General features: G+C 57.9%; 19 protein-coding genes and 2 pseudogenes. 12 read left to right on the top strand and 9 right to left on the bottom strand.

Going from position 1 to position 20,409, the window contains the following annotated elements:
* Positions 1 to 54 precede the first annotated feature (54 nt).
* Both C8029_RS09735 and C8029_RS09730 read left to right on the top strand, forming a co-directional pair.
* Positions 55 to 1,137 (top strand): BMP family ABC transporter substrate-binding protein, encoded by a 1,083-nt coding sequence (locus C8029_RS09735; RefSeq protein ID WP_152002826.1) that lies wholly within the window; start codon positions 55 to 57, stop codon positions 1,135 to 1,137.
* Between the two features lie 199 nt (positions 1,138 to 1,336).
* On the top strand, positions 1,337 to 1,675 hold the full coding sequence (locus C8029_RS09730) for a carboxymuconolactone decarboxylase family protein (RefSeq protein ID WP_009573323.1): 339 nt from the start codon (positions 1,337 to 1,339) through the stop codon (positions 1,673 to 1,675).
* Positions 1,676 to 1,744: 69 nt separating this feature from the next.
* Here the strand turns inward: C8029_RS09730 and C8029_RS09725 are convergent, their stop codons facing one another.
* A complete protein-coding gene (locus tag C8029_RS09725) occupies positions 1,745 to 2,047 on the bottom strand; it encodes a hypothetical protein (protein ID WP_152002825.1) in 303 nt (100 codons plus the stop codon).
* 380 nt (positions 2,048 to 2,427) lie between these two features.
* Between C8029_RS09725 and panC the strand changes: the two genes are divergently transcribed.
* From panC to C8029_RS09710, 3 genes are all read left to right on the top strand, one after another.
* Positions 2,428 to 3,276, top strand: coding sequence for a pantoate--beta-alanine ligase (panC, locus tag C8029_RS09720; RefSeq protein WP_152002824.1), 849 nt, complete (start codon positions 2,428 to 2,430; stop codon positions 3,274 to 3,276).
* A gap of 34 nt (positions 3,277 to 3,310) precedes the next feature.
* Entirely contained in the window at positions 3,311 to 4,135 is an 825-nt protein-coding gene (panB, locus tag C8029_RS09715) for a 3-methyl-2-oxobutanoate hydroxymethyltransferase (RefSeq protein WP_009573326.1), read from the top strand.
* Positions 4,136 to 4,519: 384 nt separating this feature from the next.
* Positions 4,520 to 5,437, top strand: a complete 918-nt coding sequence (locus C8029_RS09710) for a pirin family protein (protein ID WP_152002823.1) — start codon at positions 4,520 to 4,522, stop codon at positions 5,435 to 5,437.
* 50 nt (positions 5,438 to 5,487) lie between these two features.
* On the opposite strand, the pseudogene C8029_RS09705 reads toward C8029_RS09710, so the two are convergent.
* Positions 5,488 to 6,473: pseudogene (locus tag C8029_RS09705) on the bottom strand (2-hydroxyacid dehydrogenase).
* Between the two features lie 136 nt (positions 6,474 to 6,609).
* Here C8029_RS09705 and C8029_RS09700 point away from each other — a divergent pair.
* Genes C8029_RS09700 through C8029_RS09690 form a run of 3 tightly spaced genes read left to right on the top strand, consistent with a single transcriptional unit; the run spans position 6,610 to position 9,118 of the window.
* Positions 6,610 to 7,209: an SH3 domain-containing protein gene (locus C8029_RS09700; RefSeq protein WP_009573329.1), complete on the top strand. Its 600-nt coding sequence runs from the start codon at positions 6,610 to 6,612 to the stop codon at positions 7,207 to 7,209.
* Positions 7,210 to 7,215: 6 nt separating this feature from the next.
* Entirely contained in the window at positions 7,216 to 8,205 is a 990-nt protein-coding gene (locus tag C8029_RS09695) for a capsular polysaccharide export protein, LipB/KpsS family (RefSeq protein WP_009573330.1), read from the top strand.
* Positions 8,206 to 8,239: 34 nt separating this feature from the next.
* Positions 8,240 to 9,118 (top strand): cation diffusion facilitator family transporter, encoded by an 879-nt coding sequence (locus tag C8029_RS09690; protein WP_009573332.1) that lies wholly within the window; start codon positions 8,240 to 8,242, stop codon positions 9,116 to 9,118.
* 5 nt (positions 9,119 to 9,123) lie between these two features.
* Here C8029_RS09690 and C8029_RS09685 read toward each other — a convergent pair whose 3' ends face one another.
* The 5 genes and pseudogenes from C8029_RS09685 to C8029_RS09665 form a co-directional block, all read right to left on the bottom strand.
* Positions 9,124 to 11,145, bottom strand: coding sequence for a M3 family metallopeptidase (locus tag C8029_RS09685; protein ID WP_009573334.1), 2,022 nt, complete (start codon positions 11,143 to 11,145; stop codon positions 9,124 to 9,126).
* Between the two features lie 52 nt (positions 11,146 to 11,197).
* Positions 11,198 to 12,237 (bottom strand): annotated as a pseudogene (locus C8029_RS09680) (HesA/MoeB/ThiF family protein).
* Positions 12,237 to 12,704, bottom strand: a complete 468-nt coding sequence (gene dut, locus C8029_RS09675) for a dUTP diphosphatase (protein ID WP_040402844.1) — start codon at positions 12,702 to 12,704, stop codon at positions 12,237 to 12,239. Before dut ends, C8029_RS09680 begins: the two are co-directional and overlap by 1 nt.
* Positions 12,705 to 12,726: 22 nt before the next feature.
* Complete coding sequence (gene coaBC, locus C8029_RS09670; RefSeq protein WP_009573339.1) at positions 12,727 to 13,938, bottom strand: bifunctional phosphopantothenoylcysteine decarboxylase/phosphopantothenate--cysteine ligase CoaBC; 1,212 nt, start codon at positions 13,936 to 13,938, stop codon at positions 12,727 to 12,729.
* 122 nt (positions 13,939 to 14,060) lie between these two features.
* Positions 14,061 to 14,942 (bottom strand): RNA polymerase factor sigma-32, encoded by an 882-nt coding sequence (locus tag C8029_RS09665; RefSeq protein ID WP_009573340.1) that lies wholly within the window; start codon positions 14,940 to 14,942, stop codon positions 14,061 to 14,063.
* A 103-nt stretch (positions 14,943 to 15,045) separates the two neighbouring features.
* Here C8029_RS09665 and cobU point away from each other — a divergent pair, with 103 nt between their 5' ends.
* The 4 genes from cobU to C8029_RS09645 all read left to right on the top strand — a co-directional run bounded on the left by cobU (position 15,046) and on the right by C8029_RS09645 (position 18,541).
* On the top strand, positions 15,046 to 15,600 hold the full coding sequence (gene cobU, locus C8029_RS09660) for a bifunctional adenosylcobinamide kinase/adenosylcobinamide-phosphate guanylyltransferase (RefSeq protein WP_339636992.1): 555 nt from the start codon (positions 15,046 to 15,048) through the stop codon (positions 15,598 to 15,600).
* Positions 15,597 to 16,166: a histidine phosphatase family protein gene (locus C8029_RS09655; protein ID WP_152002822.1), complete on the top strand. Its 570-nt coding sequence runs from the start codon at positions 15,597 to 15,599 to the stop codon at positions 16,164 to 16,166. The genes cobU and C8029_RS09655 overlap by 4 nt, the downstream gene beginning before the upstream one ends.
* A gap of 79 nt (positions 16,167 to 16,245) precedes the next feature.
* Positions 16,246 to 16,932 (top strand): glutathione S-transferase, encoded by a 687-nt coding sequence (locus C8029_RS09650; protein ID WP_152002821.1) that lies wholly within the window; start codon positions 16,246 to 16,248, stop codon positions 16,930 to 16,932.
* Positions 16,933 to 17,029: 97 nt separating this feature from the next.
* A complete protein-coding gene (locus C8029_RS09645) occupies positions 17,030 to 18,541 on the top strand; it encodes a YifB family Mg chelatase-like AAA ATPase (protein WP_152002820.1) in 1,512 nt (503 codons plus the stop codon).
* Here C8029_RS09645 and C8029_RS09640 read toward each other — a convergent pair.
* Entirely contained in the window at positions 18,524 to 19,435 is a 912-nt protein-coding gene (locus C8029_RS09640; RefSeq protein WP_009573345.1) for an alpha/beta hydrolase, read from the bottom strand. The two genes, C8029_RS09645 and C8029_RS09640, sit on opposite strands and share 18 nt — an antisense overlap.
* Complete coding sequence (gene gshB, locus C8029_RS09635) at positions 19,432 to 20,385, bottom strand: glutathione synthase (protein ID WP_226946296.1); 954 nt, start codon at positions 20,383 to 20,385, stop codon at positions 19,432 to 19,434. The genes C8029_RS09640 and gshB overlap by 4 nt, the downstream gene beginning before the upstream one ends.
* Positions 20,386 to 20,409: the final 24 nt, after the last annotated feature.

The raw sequence follows: 20,409 nt of genomic DNA, 5'->3' as shown, positions 1-20,409 counted from the left end.
GGCACAGGTTTAGCCTCCGCGTGAGGTGATTTTAAACGAACAGGGAGTTCAAAGATGAAACGTAGAACCTTGCTGACCGCAGCCACTGCCTCCGTGCTGGCGCTCGGTCTTGCCGCACCGTCCTTTGCCGCAGACAAAGTCAAAGTTGGCTTTATCTATGTTGGTCCGAAAAATGATGGCGGCTGGTCGCAACACCACCACGAAGCGGCGGAGGAAATGGCCGCGCATTTTGGCGATGCGGTTGAAATCGTCGTACAAGAGTCCGTGCCAGAAGGGGCCGATTCCGAGCGGGTCTTGACGCAAATGGCGCTGTCCGGTGCCGATCTGATTTTCACCACCTCGTTCGGCTATATGGACCCGACCGTCAACGTGGCGGCGAAATTCCCGAACGTGAAGTTCGAACACGCAACCGGATATAAAACCGCGCCGAACCTCGGAGTCTACTCCGCACGTTTCTATGAAGGCCGCGCGGTTCAGGGTTATTTGGCCGGGAAAATGACCAAGTCGAACAAGGTCGGCTATATCGCCTCCTTCCCGATCCCCGAGGTTATTCGTGGCATCAATTCCGCCTATATCCATGCCAAAAAGGTTAACCCGGATGTCGAGTTTAACGTGGTCTGGGCCTACACATGGTTCGATCCGGCAAAAGAATCCGATGCGGCACAGGCCCTGATCGACCAAGGCGCGGACGTGATTTTGCAGCATACGGATTCGACCGCCCCGCAAGCCGCCGCCCAAAAGGCCGGCAATGTCTACACCTTTGGCCAAGCCGCCGACATGGCCGAATATGGCCCGATGCCGCGGATTTCTTCGATCATCGACGTCTGGGCTCCCTATTACATCGAACGCGTTCAGGCGGTGATGGATGGCACATGGGAAACGGACAACACATGGGACGGCATCGGCGCGGGCATGGTCGGCATTGGCGAGATTTCCTCCGCCGTTCCCGCCGACATCAAAGCCGAAGCCGAAGCCCTGCGCGACAGCATTGCAGCGGGCGAGTATCACCCGTTCACCGGGCCTCTGAACAAACAAGACGGCTCTGTCTGGCTGGCCGATGGCGAAGTGGCCGATGATGGCACGCTCGCAGGCATGAACTTTTACGTCGAAGGCCTGAGCGGCGACATTCCGCAATAAGCCTTGCGCGATTGACGGATTATGGCCCGCGCCGAGAGATCGGCGCGGGCTTTTTATGGTAAGATCTGCGCGAGGGGACCCGCAAACCGCGCAAATCTCATTCAATTCCCCGAATTTGATTGATGCGGATCAAGGTCGCGCCACGACTCTCATGCCACAGATAGCACCAATATAAGACCCGCGAACAAAGGAGAGTCCCATGTCTTGGGCTGAAAAAAACGAATCCATGCGCGAAGCATTGCGCGCCCTCAACAAAGCCAATCGCAACATCCCGGTGGGATTTGGCGCGATGTCAAAAGCGGCAATGGAAGGCGATGCGCTTGACGCCAAAACCAAGGAATTGGTGGCGCTGGCCATTGCCATAGGTGTGCGTTGCGAACCCTGTGTCGGCTTTCACGTCGAGGCATTGATGAAACATGGCGGCACCCGCGAAGAATTGTCCGAAATGTTGGCCATCGGCGTCCAGATGGGCGGTGGTCCGGTGTTGATGTATGCGGCCAAGGCTTTGGAATGTTGGGACGAATTGTCTAACGCCTAAGCTACTCAAAAACAAAACGGCGCGGGAATCCCGCCTCGCGCCATTTTCGTTTCTCCCGCACCACCGGCTTTAGCCGCGCGACACATTACAGACCTTGCCACCGCCTTCTTTGGCTTTGCAGTCCATTTTCAACGTGTCTTTAGGCTCGCCAAACAACCAGATGCTCGCCATTTCAAAATAGTATTTCGCCAATTCACCAAAGGTGGCGTCTTCGGGTGCACCAAGCCCTTCTGGCTCAGCGGCGTCCACGTCTTCGCCAAACGCTCCGGTGCCATCATCATAGACAATCGTCCCGGTCTCCGTAGACGCATCGACATGCTCAATCTCAAAGGTTTTCGCCGCAGATCCGCCTTTCGGCGCGGCAACCCGCATTGTGGACAGGTCGGTGCCTCATCCTCGTCATCGCCCTGCCAATACGAGCCCGTCACCGACATATTGCTCGAGACGGCTTTCATCATCCCGCTTTGCGCCTCAGAATACTGCAAATAAACCAAGATCGAAATCGTGATCCCGACCACAAAACTGATCAGACTGAGTGCTTTACCAAAGGTTCCCATTGGACAATTCTACCGTTTTAACCGCTATCGTCATCAATATCGCAACAAAACATGGCGAGAATTGGGAAGGCTTAGGGACATTTGATGAAACACAGTGAGAACCCAACGCGCACAGAAAACGGGCAGCCGCTTGCCGCAGTGCCGCAAGCTTTGTAAGGTCTGCGCCAAGTAAGCTGTGGGTTGGGAGGACATCTATTGAAAATTTGTCGAAGCAAACGCGACATCCGCGAGGCCGTCGCCGCGTTTCACGGCGCGGGCGAGACGGTCGGATTGGTGCCAACCATGGGCTATTTGCATGACGGGCATCTGACATTGGTGCACGCGGCGCAGGCCGCCTCTGACCGGGTGATTGTATCGATTTTCGTCAATCCGACCCAGTTTGGCGACCCCTCCGATCTTGACGCCTACCCGCGCGACGAGGCCCGCGATTTCGCGCTTTTGGAAGCGGCCGGTGTGGATGCGGTGTTTTGCCCCAGTGCGGAGGAAATGTATCACCCAGAGAAACAGACCACCGTTGTGACCGAGCAGCTCGAGCACCTGTTGATGGGCGCGCTTCGGCCCGGCCATTACAAAGGTGTCTGCACGGTGGTGACGAAACTTTTTAACATCACCGGCGCAGATCACGCGTTTTTTGGCGAAAAGGATTACCAACAGCTTTTGGTGATCAAAACCATGGTCCGCGATCTTGATATGCCGATTGAGATTCACGGCGTGCCCACGGTGCGTGAGGTCGATGGGCTGGCAATGTCGTCGCGCAATGTCCGCCTGACGCCTGAGGATCGCCAAGCGGCACTGATCCTCAACAAAGCGCTGGCTTATGGCGCCTATGAGGCGTCGGACGGGCGCACGGCGGATCAGCTTGAGGCGGACATCCGCACCTTTATCTCTCGCGAACCGCGCGCCACCATCGAGAGCGTCGATGTGCGCGACGCCGCCACGCTGGAACCGATCGAGGGGCTGATTGAACGCCCCGCCGTGATCTTGCTCGCCGCGCGCTTTGGCGATGTGCTATTGATCGACCAACGGGTCGCAGACCCGACGTAAGTTCGGCCCAGATCCCCGAACTCAGGAGGAACCCATGTCCATACAGACCGAAACCATCCGCCGCGTGACGGTGCCGCAAATCCGAGACCGCAAAGGCGGCGAGCCCATCGTGTCGCTTACCTCATATCATGCGCACACCGCCGCAATTGCCGAAAAACATTGTGATTTTCTGCTTGTCGGCGACAGCCTCGGCATGGTGATGCACGGGATGGAAAGCACCGTTGGCGTGTCTTTGGAATTGATGATCATGCATGGCAAGGCCGTGGTGCGCGGCACCAAACGCGCGTTGATCGTGGTCGATATGCCCTTTGGTTCCTATGAGGAAAGCCCGTCGCAGGCGTTTCGCAATGCCGCCACGATCATGAAAGAAACCCAATGTCAGGCCGTCAAACTCGAAGGCGGCGCGCGCATGGCAGAGACGGTTAAATTCCTGACCGAACGTGGCATTCCGGTGATGGGCCACATCGGCTTGACCCCGCAATCGACCAACGTCATGGGCGGGTTCAAAACCCAGGGCCGCGACGAAGACACCTGGCAAATCCACATTGATGACGCGATCGCCGTGGCCGAAGCAGGCGCTTTTGCCATCGTGGTCGAGGGTGTCGTGGAGCCGCTCGCGGACAAAATCACCAAAGCCATTGACGTGCCGACCATTGGAATCGGGGCATCAAAGACCTGTGACGGTCAGATCCTTGTTATGGAGGATATGTTGGGCCTCAACGAATGGGTGCCAAAATTTGTCAAAAAATATGGCGCCATGGGTGATGCAATCAACGAAGCCGTGGCGGAATATGCCGCCGAGGTCAGATCGCGGGCCTTTCCGGGAACGGCCAACGTCTACGGCTCCAACAAGAAATAAGCCCAGAAAAAGACAGAGCGCCCTTCGGGGCGCTTTTGTTTGAGTATTTGGGCTACAATGAAGCCTGTGTTAGGCGTGCGCTAAGGTTAACGTGTCAGGCTGAAGGCGCGGTACAGGCTGGAGAGCCGATGACCGCCTGCGATGAAGATGACCGCCTGCGGTGAAGACTCCCGGCCCGTGGGCCCAAACCGTTCTGGTGACGCCACAGCGCCATGAACCAGCGGCCGGGACACAGCTTCGCTTTTCTGGCACCGTTTTCATTGCAGTGAAAATACTCCGCCCGGCCTGATCTGCGCACAGACGCACACAGCCAGTTCGCGCGCGGATATTTACGCACAGACAAAAATCACCACATGATGAGGCAACAGAACAAGGAGACTCATCATGACGTTTCGTCCCGTAAAATCGACATCCCTTGGCCAGGCGACCCTAGAGGGCGCAGGCGTTCATCTTTACCGTGCATTCGGGTTTCACAAACCGCGCGAGTTTGACCCGTTTTTGTTGTTCGACGACTTTCGCAACGACGATCCGAAACAGTTTGAAAAGGGCTTTCCCTGGCACCCGCACCGCGGCATCGAGACCATCACCTATGTTTTGGATGGCGAGGTCGAACATGGCGACAGCCTTGGAAACAAAGGCGTTTTGGGCGCAGGATCGGTGCAATGGATGACGGCAGGCTCCGGCATCATGCACCAGGAAATGCCGCGCGGGAATGCCCGTGGTCAGATGCATGGGTTTCAGCTTTGGGCCAACCTGCCCTCCAGTTTGAAAATGACTGCGCCGCGCTATCAGGACATTCAGGCCCATGATATTCCCGAGATCATTGACGATGACGGCACCAAGGTGAAAATTGTCACCGGCTCATTTTGGGGCAAACACGGACCTGTGGATGGGGTGGCGGCGGACCCGCTGTACCTCGACATTTCCGTGCCGCCGAACACCCGCAAAGTGTTGCCGGTTGATACCTATGCCAACACCTTTGCCTATGTGTTTGCCGGCGCTGGCTCCTTCCGCGATGCGTCCAATCCCTACGGCGTGCGGGTGGAGAAAGAGGTGAATGGCGCGGAAATCAACATCCGCGACATGTCGGGCAACCGCACCTTGGTGACTTTCGACACCGGCAATGAGATCGTGGTAAACGCCGGGCCTGAGGGCGTGCGGTTTCTGTTGGTTTCGGGTCAGCCGATTGAGGAACCTGTGGCCTGGCATGGACCGATCGTGATGAACACACGCGAAGAGTTGATGCTGGCGATGCAGGAGCTCAACAACGGCACGTTTATCAAGGATCAGCGCGATCATTGATCTGCTATCCGAGACACCGCGCCCTTCACCGAGGGGCGCGGTGAGACCACTCAAAGCATGGACGGCAACACCATATCCGGCGGCCGGTGACCATCGGCAAAGGTGTGAATGTTCAGCAGCACCTTTTCCCCCATTTCGATCCGCCCTTCGACCGTCGCCGAGCCCATATGGGGTAGCAAAACCACATTGGGCAGTTCGCGCAGGCGCGGATTGATCTGGTGGCCATGCTCAAACACATCCAAGCCCGCGCCGCCAATATCGCCAGAGCGCAAGCCCCGCGTCAGGCGTTTTCGTCAATCACTTCGCCGCGCGAGGTGTTCACAATCACCGCCGTCGGCTTCATCAATTTTAACCGCCTTGCATTGATTTGGTGAAAGGTTGAGGGCGTGTGCGGGCAGTTGATCGAGAGGATATCGACGCGGCTCAACATCTGATCAAGGCTGTCCCAATAGGTGGCCTCAAACCGCGCTTCAACATCGGGGTGAAGTCTGCGCCGGTTATGATACTGTACCGAGAGGCCAAAGGCATGGGCCCGGCGCGCGACAGCTTGTCCAATGCGACCCATCCCCAAAATCCCAAGCCGCTTGCCAGACAAGCGTTGCCCCATAAAGGCGGTCGGAGCCCAACCGCCCCAATTGCCCGCCTGCATCACCGCCTGCCCTTCGGGGATACGCCGCGTGACGGCGAGGATCAGCGCCATGACCATATCGGCGGTGTCCTCCGTCACCACGCCGGGCGTGTTGGTGACAAGGATGCCGCGATTATGGGCGGTGATCGTGTCGATATGATCGACACCCGCGCCGTAATTGGCGATCAGTTTCAACCGCTCCCCCGCCTGCCCCAACATCTCCGCATCCAACCGATCCGTGACACAGGGCACCAAAACATCGGCCCGCTGCATCGCCGCAATCAGCGCCTCACGCGACAGTTTGACGTCATCTTGATTGAGCTCCACATCGAAGAGTTCCATCATCCGCGTCTCGACCACTTCAGGCAACGCGCGCGTGACCACGACCTTTAGCCGACCCTGCACCATAACCGCACCTCTTCCTTTCTTTTTCGCCCCCATACTGGCAAACTGGATTGCATCCCGGCAAGGCGTAAAGGATAAGTTCCGTGACACGCTGGCGCGCAAGGCACGCCTTCTTTTCATGAGCAGGTCAGATTTCACAATGGTATCCAGTGGCTCCTCTTATGGGTTTCATCGCCTCACCCCGCTTTTACGCGGGGTTTGCCTCATGACATTGACATGTTTCCTCGGTTTGGCCCCGGTTTCTGCCGCCGAAGATACCGTGCAAAATCCAACCGCCCCGCCGATCGAGCAGATGCCACAAACAGGCCCAACGCGCGGATCGGCCACCAACCTGCCGTTGCCGCGCTTCGTCTCGCTCAAGGCCAATGAGGCCAATGTGCGTCGTGGGCCATCGCTGTCGCACCGGATTGACTGGATTTTCACAAAACGCAACTACCCGCTTGAAGTCATTGCCGAATATGGTCATTGGCGGCGTGTCCGCGACATGGAAGGCGCGACTGGATGGCTGCATTACTCGCTGATTTCCGGGGTGCGGACAGCGCTCGTGACGGATGGCACTGTAGATTTGTTTTCGCGGCCTGACACCGGATCGCGTTTGACGGCACAGGCCGAGAAAGGCGTGATTTTGCGACTGTTGGAATGCAACATCTCATGGTGCAAAGTCTCAGCCTCGGGCTATAAGGGCTGGGTGTTGAAATCGGGCCTTTGGGGTGTGCGTTCAAACGAAATTTTGGAGTGAGCCGGTATGGAACAGCTCAAATCCCCCCTCGCCGCCCGCAACATTCCAAAGGGCGTTAAATCCTGTGTCGTGCATGGTTTTGGCAGTTGGTTTGACGCGATTGGCCACGAGCGTCACGATTTTTTCACCAAACTTCTGCCAAAGCTGACCCGTGAGGGCATCACCCCCTATTTGGTGGAGGGCGACAGCCGCACCTCTCGTGCGCTTTTGCTGGAAAATCATCTCCATATCATCGTCGGTGGCCCGGCGATGTTTGGCCCGACGGTTCTTCATGCCTATCCCTCTTATCTGTGGGGATTTTGGTATTTCGACGAGCTGGGCCATGGCGCCAACAGTTCGCTGCGCTTTTCCCGTTTTCCCGAACATGAGGTGGATCGGGAACAGGCGGATTATTTTTTCAATGGCGTGACTGGGTTTATGTTGCGCGAAAATGTCTCCAAATTGGGTCAGGAGCCGCGCATGGATGCGCCTTTGCGGCCCGCGACGGCGACGATCCTGTGTCAGGCCATCGAAAATGAGACCCCGCGCACGCATTATCTCACGACGAAAGAGATGATTGTCACCGCCGCTGAATTTGATCGCGATGCGGTGGTCTATGTGAAACCGCATCCGCATCAGGGTAAATTGGGACGCAGGCACATCCTTGAAATCTGTGCCGATCATCCGAATGTCAAAGTGAGCGACGCCTCGGTTCACGATCTGATCGAAGCGGCGCGCGTCGTGATCACGCAAAACTCCTCTGCCGGGTTTGAAGCCTTGATGCAACGAAAGCCGGTGGTCACCTGTGGCAAAAGCGATTATTGGCACGCCACGCTTACCCCACGAAACATATCTGAATTGCGGGATGCGATAGGTTTTGGCCCTGAAACAATGTCCTCTTTTGACTATTCAGGGTTTTTCAACTGGTTCTTGGAAAAGCAGTGCCTTGAACCCGCCAAAGACAATTTCGCTCCCCGTGCTTGGGCGCGTGTGCGTGACAAGCTGATGCTCGACTAACGCCTTCTAAGCCTTAGGGCGAAAGGACAATCCTATGCGCGACACGCGTTTGAATATTTCGGCGGGGCTGGCCTCTGTCTCTGTCGCGACGATTTTGATCATCGCAAAGCTCTGGGCCTTGGGGCAAACCGGCTCGCTCTCAATTGCGGCGTCTTTGGCCGACAGCGGCATGGATTTGATGATCGCCTTGGGCGGATTGATGGCGATTTATTACGCCTCGCGCCCGCCTGACGACGACCATGCCTTTGGTCACACCTCCGCCGAAGACCTCGCAGCGCTGGCCCAATCCGCGTTCATTTTGGTCTCTGCCGCGATCATCGCCGTGACCTCAACCCGGCGTCTGCTCTCCACTGCCCCGGTCGAAGTTCAGGCCGAAGGCGCGGGCATTGCGGTCATGGTCTTGTCGATCGTTTTAACCATCGCGCTTGTGCTCTGGCAAAGGCGCGTGGCGCGGCTGACCAAATCGAAAGTCGTCAGCGCCGACAGCCTGCATTACGTCGGGGATCTGGTGCCAAACATCGGGGCGATTGTGGCGCTTTTTGCCGCCAAAGCCTTTGGCATGCATCAGATCGACTCTGTCGTCGCCTTGGCCGCCGCTGGGATTTTGGTGGTCGGCGCTCTGCGCATTGGCAAATCGGCTTGGGATGCGTTGATGGATCGCTCGGCGCCTCAGGATATGATCGACAACATCGAAAACATGGCCAAATCCTACCCGGAAATCCACGCATTCCATGATCTGAAAACCCGCATGGCGGGGTCAAAACCGTTTGTGAACATCCATATCGAATTGAATGGCGACCAGACGCTGCGTGAGGCCCACGCGATTTCCGCAAGCCTCAAACACCACATCGTCACCGCCTACCCCAACGCCGATGTGATCATCCACAAGGACGTGTGGGGCGAGGCGGATTAACCCACTCAGGCGGTGAACAACCCCCGCCCTTTCAACAACGCCTCGACGCCTGGCATCCGACCCCGAAACGCAGTGTAGAGAGCCTCTGCGTCTTGTGAGCCGCCTTTGGACAGAATGTGTTCCTCCAAAAGCCGCGCCGTTTCCGGGTCGAACGCGCCCTTTTCCTCAAAGGCCTCAAACGCATCGGCATCCATGACCTCTGACCACATATAGCTATAATATCCGGCGCTATAGCCGTCGCCGGAAAAGATATGAGCGAAATGCGGCGTGGCGTGGCGCATGGTCACCGCGCGGGGCAAACCGATCCGCGCCAAAGTTTCGGCCTGTGCAACCATCGGGTCCGCAGGCGCATCGCCATCATGGAAATCAAGATCAACCAAGGCCGAGGCAATATATTCCACCGTGGCAAAGCCTTGATCATAGGTCTGTGCGGCCAACAACCGATCCAACATGTTGCGCGGCATCGGCGCACCGGTTTTGGCATGGGTCGCGAATTCTTCAAGCACCTCAGGCACTTCCAACCAATGTTCAAAAAGCTGACTTGGCAATTCAACGAAATCACGCGCCACAGAGGTGCCCGAAATCGAGCCATAAGTCACATTTGACAGCATCTGGTGCAGGGCGTGGCCGAATTCATGAAACAAGGTGCGGGCATCGTCATAGGACAGCAATGCCGCTTCTCCTTTTGACGGTTTGGCAAAATTGCACACGTTGAGGACGATGGGACGGATGTCCCCTTCGAGCTTTTGTTGGCTGCGCATTGCGGTACACCATGCGCCCGAGCGCTTCGATCCACGCGCGAAATAATCACCGATAAAGACGGCGATATGTTTGCCATCACGGGTCACATTCCACGCCCGCGCATCGGGGTGATAGGTGGTGACATCCAACGGCTCAAAGTCGAGGCCAAACAGCCGATGCGCACAGGCGAATGCAGCTTCAATCATCCGGTCCAATTGCAAATAGGGCTTCAACTCCGCCTCATCGAGATCATGCTCCGCCTTGCGCCGGATCGCCGAATAATAGCGCCAATCCCACGGCTCCAACGGGCCGTTGATCCCGTCTTTCGCCATCATTTCGGCCAAAATAGCACCGTCGCGCTCAGCGGCTTCTTTGGCTGGGGCCCAGACCCGCATCAACAACTCGCGCACGGCCTCCGGTGTTTTGGCCATTTCGGTCTCTAATTTATAAGCCGCGAAGCTCGGGTAGCCGAGCAATTTGGCGCGCTCTTCGCGCAGACGCAAAATCTCTGCCGCATTTTCACGGTTGTCATTGGCATTGCCATTTTCGCCCCGCGCAGACCAGGCTTTGAACGCCGCTTCACGCAAATCACGACGTGGCGAAAATTGCATGAACGGCACAATCAACGAGCGCGACAAGGTGACGACCGGGCCATCCGCACCTTTTTCCTCGCCCGCCGCCCGTGCCGCGTCGATCACAAATTGCGGCAAGCCCTCAAGATCGGCCTCTGTGAGAGACATGAACCAGTCGCGCTCATCCGCCAAAAGGTTTTGCCCAAACCCAGTGCCCAGAGTGGCAAGCCTGGATTTGATCTCTGCCATCCGCGCCTTTTGCGGACCTTCCAGCTTAGCCCCAGAGCGCACAAAGGAGCGATAGGTCAACATCAAAACCCGCGCCTGCTCTGGCGTTAGGTCAAGCGTATCGCGGGTCTCCCAAAGCGTCTCAATTCGCGCAAACAGCGCCGAATTTGACGTAATTTCAGAAGAGTAAGCCGAAAGCATCGGGGAAAATTCCCGCATCAACGCATCGCGCGTATCATTGGCATCCGCCCCCGCTGAGCCGTAAAACACGCCGAGAACCTTGGACAAGGTGCTGTCCGAGCGCTCCAAGGCCTCGATTGTATTGGCGAATGTCGGGGCCTCGGGGTCGCTTGCGATCAGTTGAACCGCCGCACGCCCTTCGGCCAATGCGGCCTCGACCGCTGGTTTGACATGCGCATCCTCGATTGCCTCAAACGGCGGCAAGTTGAACGGGGTATTCCAGTCGGACAAAAGCGGATTGGTCATGAATATCTCCTTTGAGAGTGAAGCTATGCCGCACCCCCGCAAAGGAAAAGGGCTATCCGTGACTATTTCTCCCGCAAATCGGACAGTCTTCCCGTTTTTTGACCGTGATCACCCGCGTCTCTGTGTAAAGCGCATCATGGATCAACAGCCGCCCGATCAGGCCCTGCCCGGCACCTGTGATCTCCTTGAGCGCTTCCATTGCCATCATCGTGCCCAAAATGCCCGGCAAAGGAGCCGCCACACCCGCCTCGGCACAGGTTGGCACCATGCCCGCCGCCGGACGTTCAGGGAACACGCATTGATAACATGGGCCATTTTTAGCCGCATTATATGTGCTGATTTGACCTTCCCATTGGGTGATCGCCGCCGCAATCAGCGGCGTTTTCTCCGTCACGCAAAGCGCATTCACAAGGTATCGCGTGTCGAAATTGTCCGAGCCATCGAGCACCAAATCATACTCGCGGATCAGCGCCACACAGCTTTCGTCAAAACGGCGATTGTAGGGACGCACCTCGATAAACGGGTTTTGCGCGCGCATTGCCTCGGCGGCGGAAAATACTTTCGGCACACCAAGGTTCGCATCTGTATGAATCACCTGCCGTTGCAGATTTGAGGCCTCGACCACATCATCGTCAATCACGCCAATGGTGCCCACTCCCGAGGCCGCGAGATATTGCAAAATCGGCGCGCCAAGCCCACCGGCCCCGACAACCAAGACTTTGGCCTCTTTGAGTTTCTTCTGGCCCGGCCCGCCGATTTCGCGAAGTAAAATGTGGCGCATATAGCGGTCCAGTTCGGCCGGGCGAAACGGGCCCTCTGCTTCGCTGTCCGCCACAGGTGCAACCCGCGACCGCAGGACGCGCAGGCCAAACCGATAGGCCATTATCACAGCGGCAAAACCGCCCAAAAGCAGCCACTCGCCAAGCTTCCGCCCAGAGTGGTTCGCATCGGATGCGCGTCTGGCAGCACGGCCAGCGCCAAGATCACCGCGACATACAAAATGCCGATCATTGCCCAGCGCGCGCGTTTGGGGGCATGAGTCACCGCCCCAACACCCCAAAGCACCACAGCCATGATCAGAAACGGGATCATTATTGACGACCCGTCGAGCCAAATCCGCCCGTGCCACGCACGGTATCGCCCAAGGTCTCAACCACCGAATAGACCCCCTGCACCACAGGTGCGACGACCATTTGGCCGATGCGCTCGCCATGTTGGATGTGGAACGTTTCCGAGCCGTGATTGATCAACAAAATGCCAATGGGGCCACGATAATCGGCATCGATGGTGCCCGGCGTGTTGACCATGGAAATCCCATGTTTGAGCGCAAGCCCCGAACGGGGCCGGACCTGCACCTCAAATCCGGGCGGGATTTCCATCGCAAATCCAGTCGGGATCAAGGCGCGCGCACCGGGTTCCAAGACCAAACCAACGTCTCGCGTCTCCGGCGGAAAATTCGCCCGCACATCGGCACCAGCGGCGTGTTCGGTTTCGTAAGATGGCGGCTTGATCGCCGGATCAGCGCCTTCAAGCCATTGAATTTTAATATCAACTGTCATGTTTTCATCGCTGTCCAAATACTCATTCAACGGCAAATGCCGCGCTCAAACGGTCGGCGATCTTATGGGCCAACTGGCGCGCCACCTCCGCCTTGCTCATCCGTGGCCAGACATCCGTGCCCGCGTCCGAGATCAATACAACCGCATTTTCTGTGCCGCCCATGATGCCAGTCGCGGGCGAGACGTCATTGGCCACAATCCAGTCGCAACCTTTGCGCAGCCGTTTGGCGGTGGCGTGGGCCACAACATTGTCGGTTTCGGCGGCAAAGCCGACCACAAGCCGGGGGCGCCCCGTGCTCATCTGGCTGACCGTCGCAAGGATGTCAGGATTCTCAGTGAAACTCAGACTGGGCAATGTGCCTTTTTCTTTTTTAATCTTCGATCCGCTCTCCGAGCTTACACGCCAATCCGCCACTGCGGCGGCAAAGACGGCGGCATCGGCGGGCAAAGCGGCCTCCACGGCGGCTTTCATTTCGCGGGCGGTCTCGACGCGGATCACAGTGACGCCCTGCGGCGGCGGCACATCGGCGGGGCCGGTGACGAAACTCACCTGCGCGCCAAGATCGCGCAGCGCAACGGCGATGGCCGTGCCCTGCGCACCAGACGAACGGTTGGCGATGTAACGCACCGGATCAATCGGCTCATGGGTCGGACCAGAGGTGACAAGGATATGCTTGCCCACCAGAGGGCCTTCGATCAGAGCCGCACGGATCGCGCCGATGATGTCAGGGGTCTCAGAGAGCCGCCCGGGGCCAAATTCACCACAGGCCATTGTGCCCTCTTCGGGACCGACAAACAGCACGCCATCGGATTGGAGTGTTGCCACATTGCGCTGGGTTGCGGGGTGTTCCCACATGCGGACATTCATCGCCGGGGCGACCAGCACGCGTTTGTCCGTCGCCATCAACAGCGTCGAGGCCAGATCGTTTGCCAAGCCATTGGCCATCTTGCCCAAAAGATCGGCCGTTGCCGGAGAAACCACAACCAAATCGGCGGCGCGGGACAGTTCTATATGACCCATTTCGGCCTCATCAGTGAGATCAAACAGGTCGCGGTAAACCTTTTCGGCGGCAAGGGCAGAGGCCGAGAGAGGTGTCACGAATTCTTCCGCCGCTTTGGTCAGAACCGGCACGACACGCACGCCCTCTTCGCGCAAGCGGCGGATCAGATCGAGCGATTTGAACGCCGCGATCCCGCCGCCGATGATTAAAAGAATGGTCTTTCCGTTCAACATCACACGCCCCTTTGCCCCGATCTGCCGTGAGACCGCCCTGTGTTCAAGGCGCTGTCCCAAGGCGCTCCGGTGGGCAAAGGTGTAGGGTGCGCGTTTGACAAACTCAAGCCAAACTCAAACCCTCAGCTCAACAGCAGCGAGAGCGCTTCGCCGTGACGTTCCAAGGATTTGCGCATTTTGACCAAAGCCCCGGCCTCCAATTGCCGGACGCGTTCTTTTGACAAAGCCAACTCTTCCCCAAGACTTTCAAGCGTGCGCGGCTCATCCGAAAGCTTACGCGCGTGTAAAATGAATTGCTCGCGGTCGCTAAGTTCGCTCATGGACTCTTTGAGCCATGTTTTCAGTTGCTTTTGATCATGCTCTTCCCCCACCATTTCGGCGGCGGTGTCGCCCTCATCGGCCAAAAGGTCGATCCATTCGCGACCATCCTCATCACCGGATTGTTGCGCGTTGAGCGAGAAATCAGAGCCGGACAGCCGCCCGTCCATCATCTCCACATCGCGAAGGGGCACGCCCAAATCCATTGCGATCATCTGTAACAATTGCGCATGATCCAGTTGCTCGCCCTGTGTCGAGGCTTCGCGTTCCAGCCGTGCCTGAACCCGGCGCATATTGAAAAACAACGACTTTTGCGCAGAGGTCGACCCGGTGCGCACCAAGGACCAATTGCGCATCACATAGTCTTGGACCGAGGCCTTGATCCACCACGCGGCATAGGTCGAAAACCGCACGCCGCGGTCGGGATCAAATTTCTCCGCCGCTTTCATCAGGCCCAATCCGGCCTCTTGGATAAGATCGTTCATCGGCGCGCCGTAACGTTTGAATTTGGCCGCCATCGAAATCGCCAAGCGCATATAAGCGGTGATCAAACGGTGCAAAGCCGCCTCATCGCCATGATCGCGCCACGCGCGTGCCAATGCCTGTTCTGTTTCAAGATCAAGCATTTCCGCTTTCATTGCCCGGCGTGGCAATGCGTTGTCTGATACAGTCATATCGAGTGCCATAAGACCCTCCCGAGGTTTGGCCGCTCTGCCTCCATGAGTGCGATGTGCGTTGGGCATTTGCGAGCGGTGGCTTCTCCTGTTACGACCACAGTACCCCAATTGGATGACTTTGAGTTTCACGAACATGTGCAGTCCCTTCACACTCGTTCTCGGCGGCGCCTCTTCTGGCAAGTCTGACATTGCTGAAAAATTGTGTTTTCACAGTGGGTTAGATCGCGTTTACTTGGCCTCTTCGCAGGTCTATGACGATGAAATGCGCACAAAGGTTGAGCAACACCGCACAAACAGAGGGCCAAATTGGCGCACAATCGAAGAACCTTTTCGGGCCGATCAGGTGATTTTAGAGGCAAAGGCACATCAAATACTCTTGTTTGATTGTGCCACGCTTTGGCTCACCAACCATCTTTTGGCCGATCACGACATCGCGCAGGAGACGGAGACGCTCTTGGCCGCGCTCAAAACCAGTCTGGCGCAGGTGGTCATTGTCAGCAACGAGGTGGGTCAGGGCATCGTCCCCGAAAACGCCCTTGCCCGTCGGTTTCGGGTGGAACAAGGACGGCTCAATCGGCGTTTGGCCGCAGAGGCCGGGATGGTAGTGGGCGTGATGGCCGGGCTGCCCTTTATGCTCAAAGGCGACAGGCCGGAGGCTTTGACATGAGCACATTATGGTTGATCCGTCACGGCCCGACTCATGCCAAAAGCTTTGTCGGCTGGACAGATCTTCCGGCGGACCTATCGGACAGGGCGGCGATTGCGCGGCTTGAGGCGGCCTTGCCACATGTGCCGCTGATCTCCTCCGATCTCAGCCGCGCGGTCGATACGGGCAGCGCCATTCAGGGCCAGCGCCCGCGCCTGCCCCATGATCCGCGTCTGCGTGAAACCCATTTTGGCGATTGGGAAAATCTGTCTTGGGCTCAGATTGAACAGCGCGACACAGACCTTGCCCGCCGGGTGTTTGAAACCCCCGGCGACATCGCCCCGCCCGGTGGTGAAAGTTGGAACAGGTTTTCTGCCCGCGTTCATGCGGGTGTCGCGGCCTTGCAAGGCGAAACCATTGTGGTCGCGCATATGGGGGTGATTTTGGCGTTGTTGCAAAGGGCGCTCGGATGCACGGCCTATGAAGCGCTGGGGCATCAAATTGATCCGCTGTCCTGTACGGTGATCGACTGTCCTGAGGGGCTGGAGGGCGCGTGGAGTTGCACACGCATAAATCACAAATATTGATAAAAACTATGAAAAAATATCCCTTCTCGTGATTCATCAAGCCCATCTAAGATAAGCTCTGACACACAAGGAGTTTCATATGGCTTACGATCTGTTCATTGGTGACAAAGGGTTTTCAAGCTGGTCGCTGCGCGGCTGGCTTTTATTTGAAAAATTCGGCATCCCGTTTCGCGAACACATGATCGGCCTTTACACTGGCACGATGCAACAGGACCTTGCGCCCCTTGCCCCCGCCCGCTTTGTGCCCACCGCGCGCACGCCCGAAGGCTGGGTGATCGGGGAAAGCATCGCCTTGGCCGAAACCTTGGCGGAGCGTCATCCCGAGGCAGGGATTTGGCCCACCGATCCTGAGGCGCGTGTGTTTGCCCGTTGGCTTGTGTCCGAAATGCACGCCGGGTTTACCGCCCTGCGCTCTGCCTGTCCGATGCAGCTTTTTCATCAATATCAGGGATTTGTTGTCTCCGACGCGGTTCAGACCGATCTGGATCGCCTTGAGACGATGCTGGGCCATGCCTTTGCGCATTTCTCTGGCGCTGGCCCTTGGCTGTTTGGTGCTTACTCTGCCGCCGATGCGTTTTACGCCCCGGTCGCGGCACGGATCGCTGGCTATGATCTCCCGGTGTCTGAGCGCCTCACAGCCTATGTTGCCGCGCATCTGAACGATACGGCGTTCAAAGCCTGGCGCGCGGAGGGGATCAAACTCAGCTATGATCCGATGCCCTATGCGCTCGATCTGCCCAAAACCGACTGGCCGGTTGCGCCATAATTCTCTCGAAACCCGGAGCGTATTAACCATTTGCTAACCATGCACGTCGTAGCACTGGTTAAGATTGGTTAATGCGTTTCGCACGGGAGAGTAGATCATGGTCGCACGGACCTTTAGCGTCGCATTCGAAGGCGTCGAGGCCCGCCGGGTCGAGGTTCAATGTGCCATCGCACCCGGTCTACCCAGTTTCACCATCGTCGGCCTGCCGGACAAAGCCGTCACAGAGGCCCGCGAACGCGTCCGCGCGGCTTTGGCGTCAATGCAAATCGCCCTGCCTTCGAAAAAATTGGTTATCAACCTCTCCCCTGCTGATCTGCCGAAAGCAGGCTCGCATTTCGATTTACCCATCGCCTTGGCCATCCTCGCCGCCACCGGATTGATCCCTGAAGAACAGGCCGAAAAAACCCTCTCGTTGGGCGAATTGGCCCTTGATGGCTCACTCGTCGCGGTCAATGGCGCACTGCCCGCCGCGTTGAAAGCCGCCGAGTTGGACTGCGTTCTGGCCTGCCCCGAGGGGTGCAGCGCCGAGGCCGCTTGGGTTGGCGCGACGCCGGTTTATGGGGCCAAAACGCTGGCACATTTGCTACGCCATTTCACTGGCGACCGTCCGCTGCATGCCGCAGAGCCGGGCGAAGTGTCCATGCCCGAGCATCGCAAAGACATGCGCGATGTGAAGGGGCAGGAAAAGGCCAAACGCGCGATGGAAATTGCCGCTGCGGGCGCGCATCACCTATTTTTGGTCGGCACGCCGGGGTCAGGCAAGTCGATGCTGGCGGCTCGATTGCCGTCGATTTTACCCCCCTTGTCGGCGCAAGAAGCGCTTGAAACCTCGATCATTCATTCGCTCGCGGGTCTCTTGTCCGAAGGCGGTATTTCCCGCGCCCGACCGTTTCGCGAACCGCATCACACCGCCTCCATGGCGGCCATCGTCGGCGGTGGGCGCGGCGCGCAACCGGGCGAGATTTCCCTGGCGCATAACGGGGTTTTGTTTTTGGACGAATTGCCCGAATTTCCGCGCGCCGTCTTGGAAACCCTGCGCCAGCCGGTTGAAAACGGTGAGGTCATGGTGGCGCGCGCCAATGCCCATATGCGCTATCCGGCGCGGTTCATGTTGGTGGCGGCGGCGAACCCGTGCAAATGCGGCTATCTGCCCGATCCGGCCCGCGCCTGCGCCAAGGTGCCTTTATGTGGCGAGGATTATTTGGGGCGCATTTCCGGGCCCTTGATGGATCGGTTCGATCTGCGGCTCGAAGTGCCCCCGGTGCAGTTTATGGACCTCGATGTGCCGCCGTCGGGTGACAGCTCCGTTGAGATTGCCGCGCGCGTGGCCGAGGCGCGCAGGCTGCAAACTGTGCGGCTGGAGGGCACAGGCATGCGCACCAATGCGGAGATCGAAGGGAAAATGTTGGAGGAGACGGCCACGCCCGATGCGGAGGGTCGCACTCTTTTGACCATGGCGGCCGAGAAACTGGGCCTGACCGCGCGCGGCTATCACCGGGTGATGCGGGTGGCGCGTACCATTGCCGATCTTGCCGGCGAAACGAACGTGCGCCGCCCACATGTGGCCGAGGCACTGAGCTATCGGGTGGTGTCAAATACGCTCAATTAGCGGCGGATCATGGGCGATGATGAACGCGGCGGTCTCCGATATGGCCTGTCGCGCCTCCGGGAAAAACCCGTCAAACATGTGCCACACATGCGGCGCACCATGGGTCAGGCTGAGGGTCGCCTCCACGCCTTGTCGGTTCAAATGATCCGCCATACGCACCGCATCATCGCGCAGGATTTCGCATTCAGACGCCTGAAGCAGTACCGGCGGACCATCGGGGAAGCTGGCAAAAAGTGGCGAAACCTGTGGCTGATTTGGGTCCGTGTCGCCCAAAATCATTTGAGTGAGATCACGGGCGCGTTCGACCGGAAAAAAATGGTCGCGTTTGGCATTTGAGACAAAAGATGGGCTTGAAAGAGTCAGGTCGGTGAAGGGCGACCATGCGAATGCAGACGCCGGCGGAGTGCCGCGTTGACAGAGTTCGGACAACAGCGAGAGCGCCAAACCGCCCCCCGCGCTGTCACCGCCGAGGCTGATGTCTTGGGGGGCATAGCCCGACGCCAAAAGCGCGTCCCAGACCAGACAAGCGTCCTCAAACGCTGCCGGCAGAGGATGTTCAGGGGCCAAACGATAGGCCGGAAGAAACACGGACCGGCGCGCCAATTGCGCCAAGCGCGACGCCAAGCGTTTATGGGTCTGCGGGCTCCCGGCGACATAGCCGCCGCCGTGGAAAAACAGAATCACCCGCTCCTCATCCGCGTCAGGCGGGTGAATCCACAGACCCGGAAATCCCAGCGCATCATGGCGCACTTCGGTGGACAAGGTGACCGGTACGGACAACCGCGCGGCCAGATCTATGCCGTCACGCAGGGGCACTGGGTTTTGCGCATGGGTAAACGCGGCGCGCACGATGGGGCTCAATGCACTGGCAAGGACCCGCATCCTGTAGCTCATGCGCGTTTGGCCTCAATCGCCAGCCAAATCAACTCCGCCGTGTTGGTTCCGTCAAAACGCTCAAGCTCCTGAATGCCCGTGGGCGAGGTCACGTTGATCTCGGTGAGGTAATCACCGATCACGTCAATGCCGACAAAAACCTGACCTTTTTCTTTCAAAAGCGGGCCGATTTTGGCGCAAATCTCACGATCGCGATCAGTCAATCCGACCTTTTCGGGCCGACCACCGACATGCATGTTAGACCGGGTTTCGCCCTTTTGTGGCACGCGGTTGATCGCGCCCACAGGTTCGCCATCGACAAGGATGACCCGTTTGTCGCCGTTTGACACATCGGGCAAAAATTTCTGAACGATCATCGGCTCGCGAGACAGGCCGGTGAAAAGTTCATGCAGGGACGATAGATTGCGATCATTTGGGTCCAGACGGAACACGCCCGCGCCGCCATTGCCATAAAGCGGCTTCAAAATAATATCGCCGTGCTTTTCTTTGAAAGCGCGGATCGTCCCGAGATCGCGCGCAATGGCTGTCGGCGGGGTCAGCTCTGGGAAATTCAGAACAAGCAGTTTTTCCGGGTAATTGCGCACCCAAAACGGGTCGTTGACCACCAATGTGCCGGGCGTGATCATGTCGAGCAAATGGGTCGTGGTAATATACCCCATATCGAACGGCGGATCTTGGCGCAGCCAGACCACGTCATAATCAGAGAGATCGACCTCCGTCATTTCGCCCAATGTGTAGTGATCGCCCTCAACCCGGCGCACCTCAATCGGCCAGCCGCGCGCGGTGATCCGTCCCTCTTGGAAGGCAAGATGGTCCGGCGTGTAGTAAAACAACGTATGCCCGCGCTTTTGCGCCTCTTCCATGATGCGGAACGTGCTGTCGGCGTTGATGTTGACCGGACCGATCGGGTCCATCTGAATTGCGACTTTTAACGATTTCGGTGTGGGCAAGGCTCGTCTCCCGAGAATGGTTTT

It is taken from the genome of Roseobacter sp. TSBP12, assembly GCF_009129705.1.
Taxonomy (GTDB): Bacteria; Pseudomonadota; Alphaproteobacteria; order Rhodobacterales; family Rhodobacteraceae; genus Celeribacter; species Celeribacter baekdonensis_A.
The sequence above is the reverse complement of the archived record's forward strand: the minus strand, read 5'-3'. Positions and strand labels throughout refer to the sequence as shown.

Excerpts from the sequence above, each read along its gene's own strand:
- C8029_RS09655 (WP_152002822.1), top strand. The coding sequence starts at position 15,597 with ATGAGCACATTATGGTTGATCCGTCACGGCCCGACTCATGCCAAAAGC.
- coaBC (WP_009573339.1), bottom strand. The coding sequence starts at position 13,938 with ATGTTGAACGGAAAGACCATTCTTTTAATCATCGGCGGCGGGATCGCG.
- C8029_RS09725 (WP_152002825.1), bottom strand. The coding sequence starts at position 2,047 with ATGCGGGTTGCCGCGCCGAAAGGCGGATCTGCGGCGAAAACCTTTGAG.
- C8029_RS09645 (WP_152002820.1), top strand. The coding sequence starts at position 17,030 with ATGGTCGCACGGACCTTTAGCGTCGCATTCGAAGGCGTCGAGGCCCGC.
- cobU (WP_339636992.1), top strand. The coding sequence starts at position 15,046 with ATGACTTTGAGTTTCACGAACATGTGCAGTCCCTTCACACTCGTTCTC.
- panB (WP_009573326.1), top strand. The coding sequence starts at position 3,311 with ATGTCCATACAGACCGAAACCATCCGCCGCGTGACGGTGCCGCAAATC.
- dut (WP_040402844.1), bottom strand. The coding sequence starts at position 12,704 with ATGACAGTTGATATTAAAATTCAATGGCTTGAAGGCGCTGATCCGGCG.
- C8029_RS09730 (WP_009573323.1), top strand. The coding sequence starts at position 1,337 with ATGTCTTGGGCTGAAAAAAACGAATCCATGCGCGAAGCATTGCGCGCC.
- C8029_RS09690 (WP_009573332.1), top strand. The coding sequence starts at position 8,240 with ATGCGCGACACGCGTTTGAATATTTCGGCGGGGCTGGCCTCTGTCTCT.
- C8029_RS09700 (WP_009573329.1), top strand. The coding sequence starts at position 6,610 with ATGGTATCCAGTGGCTCCTCTTATGGGTTTCATCGCCTCACCCCGCTT.
- C8029_RS09650 (WP_152002821.1), top strand. The coding sequence starts at position 16,246 with ATGGCTTACGATCTGTTCATTGGTGACAAAGGGTTTTCAAGCTGGTCG.
- C8029_RS09640 (WP_009573345.1), bottom strand. The coding sequence starts at position 19,435 with ATGAGCTACAGGATGCGGGTCCTTGCCAGTGCATTGAGCCCCATCGTG.
- C8029_RS09695 (WP_009573330.1), top strand. The coding sequence starts at position 7,216 with ATGGAACAGCTCAAATCCCCCCTCGCCGCCCGCAACATTCCAAAGGGC.
- C8029_RS09710 (WP_152002823.1), top strand. The coding sequence starts at position 4,520 with ATGACGTTTCGTCCCGTAAAATCGACATCCCTTGGCCAGGCGACCCTA.
- C8029_RS09735 (WP_152002826.1), top strand. The coding sequence starts at position 55 with ATGAAACGTAGAACCTTGCTGACCGCAGCCACTGCCTCCGTGCTGGCG.
- C8029_RS09665 (WP_009573340.1), bottom strand. The coding sequence starts at position 14,942 with ATGGCACTCGATATGACTGTATCAGACAACGCATTGCCACGCCGGGCA.
- C8029_RS09685 (WP_009573334.1), bottom strand. The coding sequence starts at position 11,145 with ATGACCAATCCGCTTTTGTCCGACTGGAATACCCCGTTCAACTTGCCG.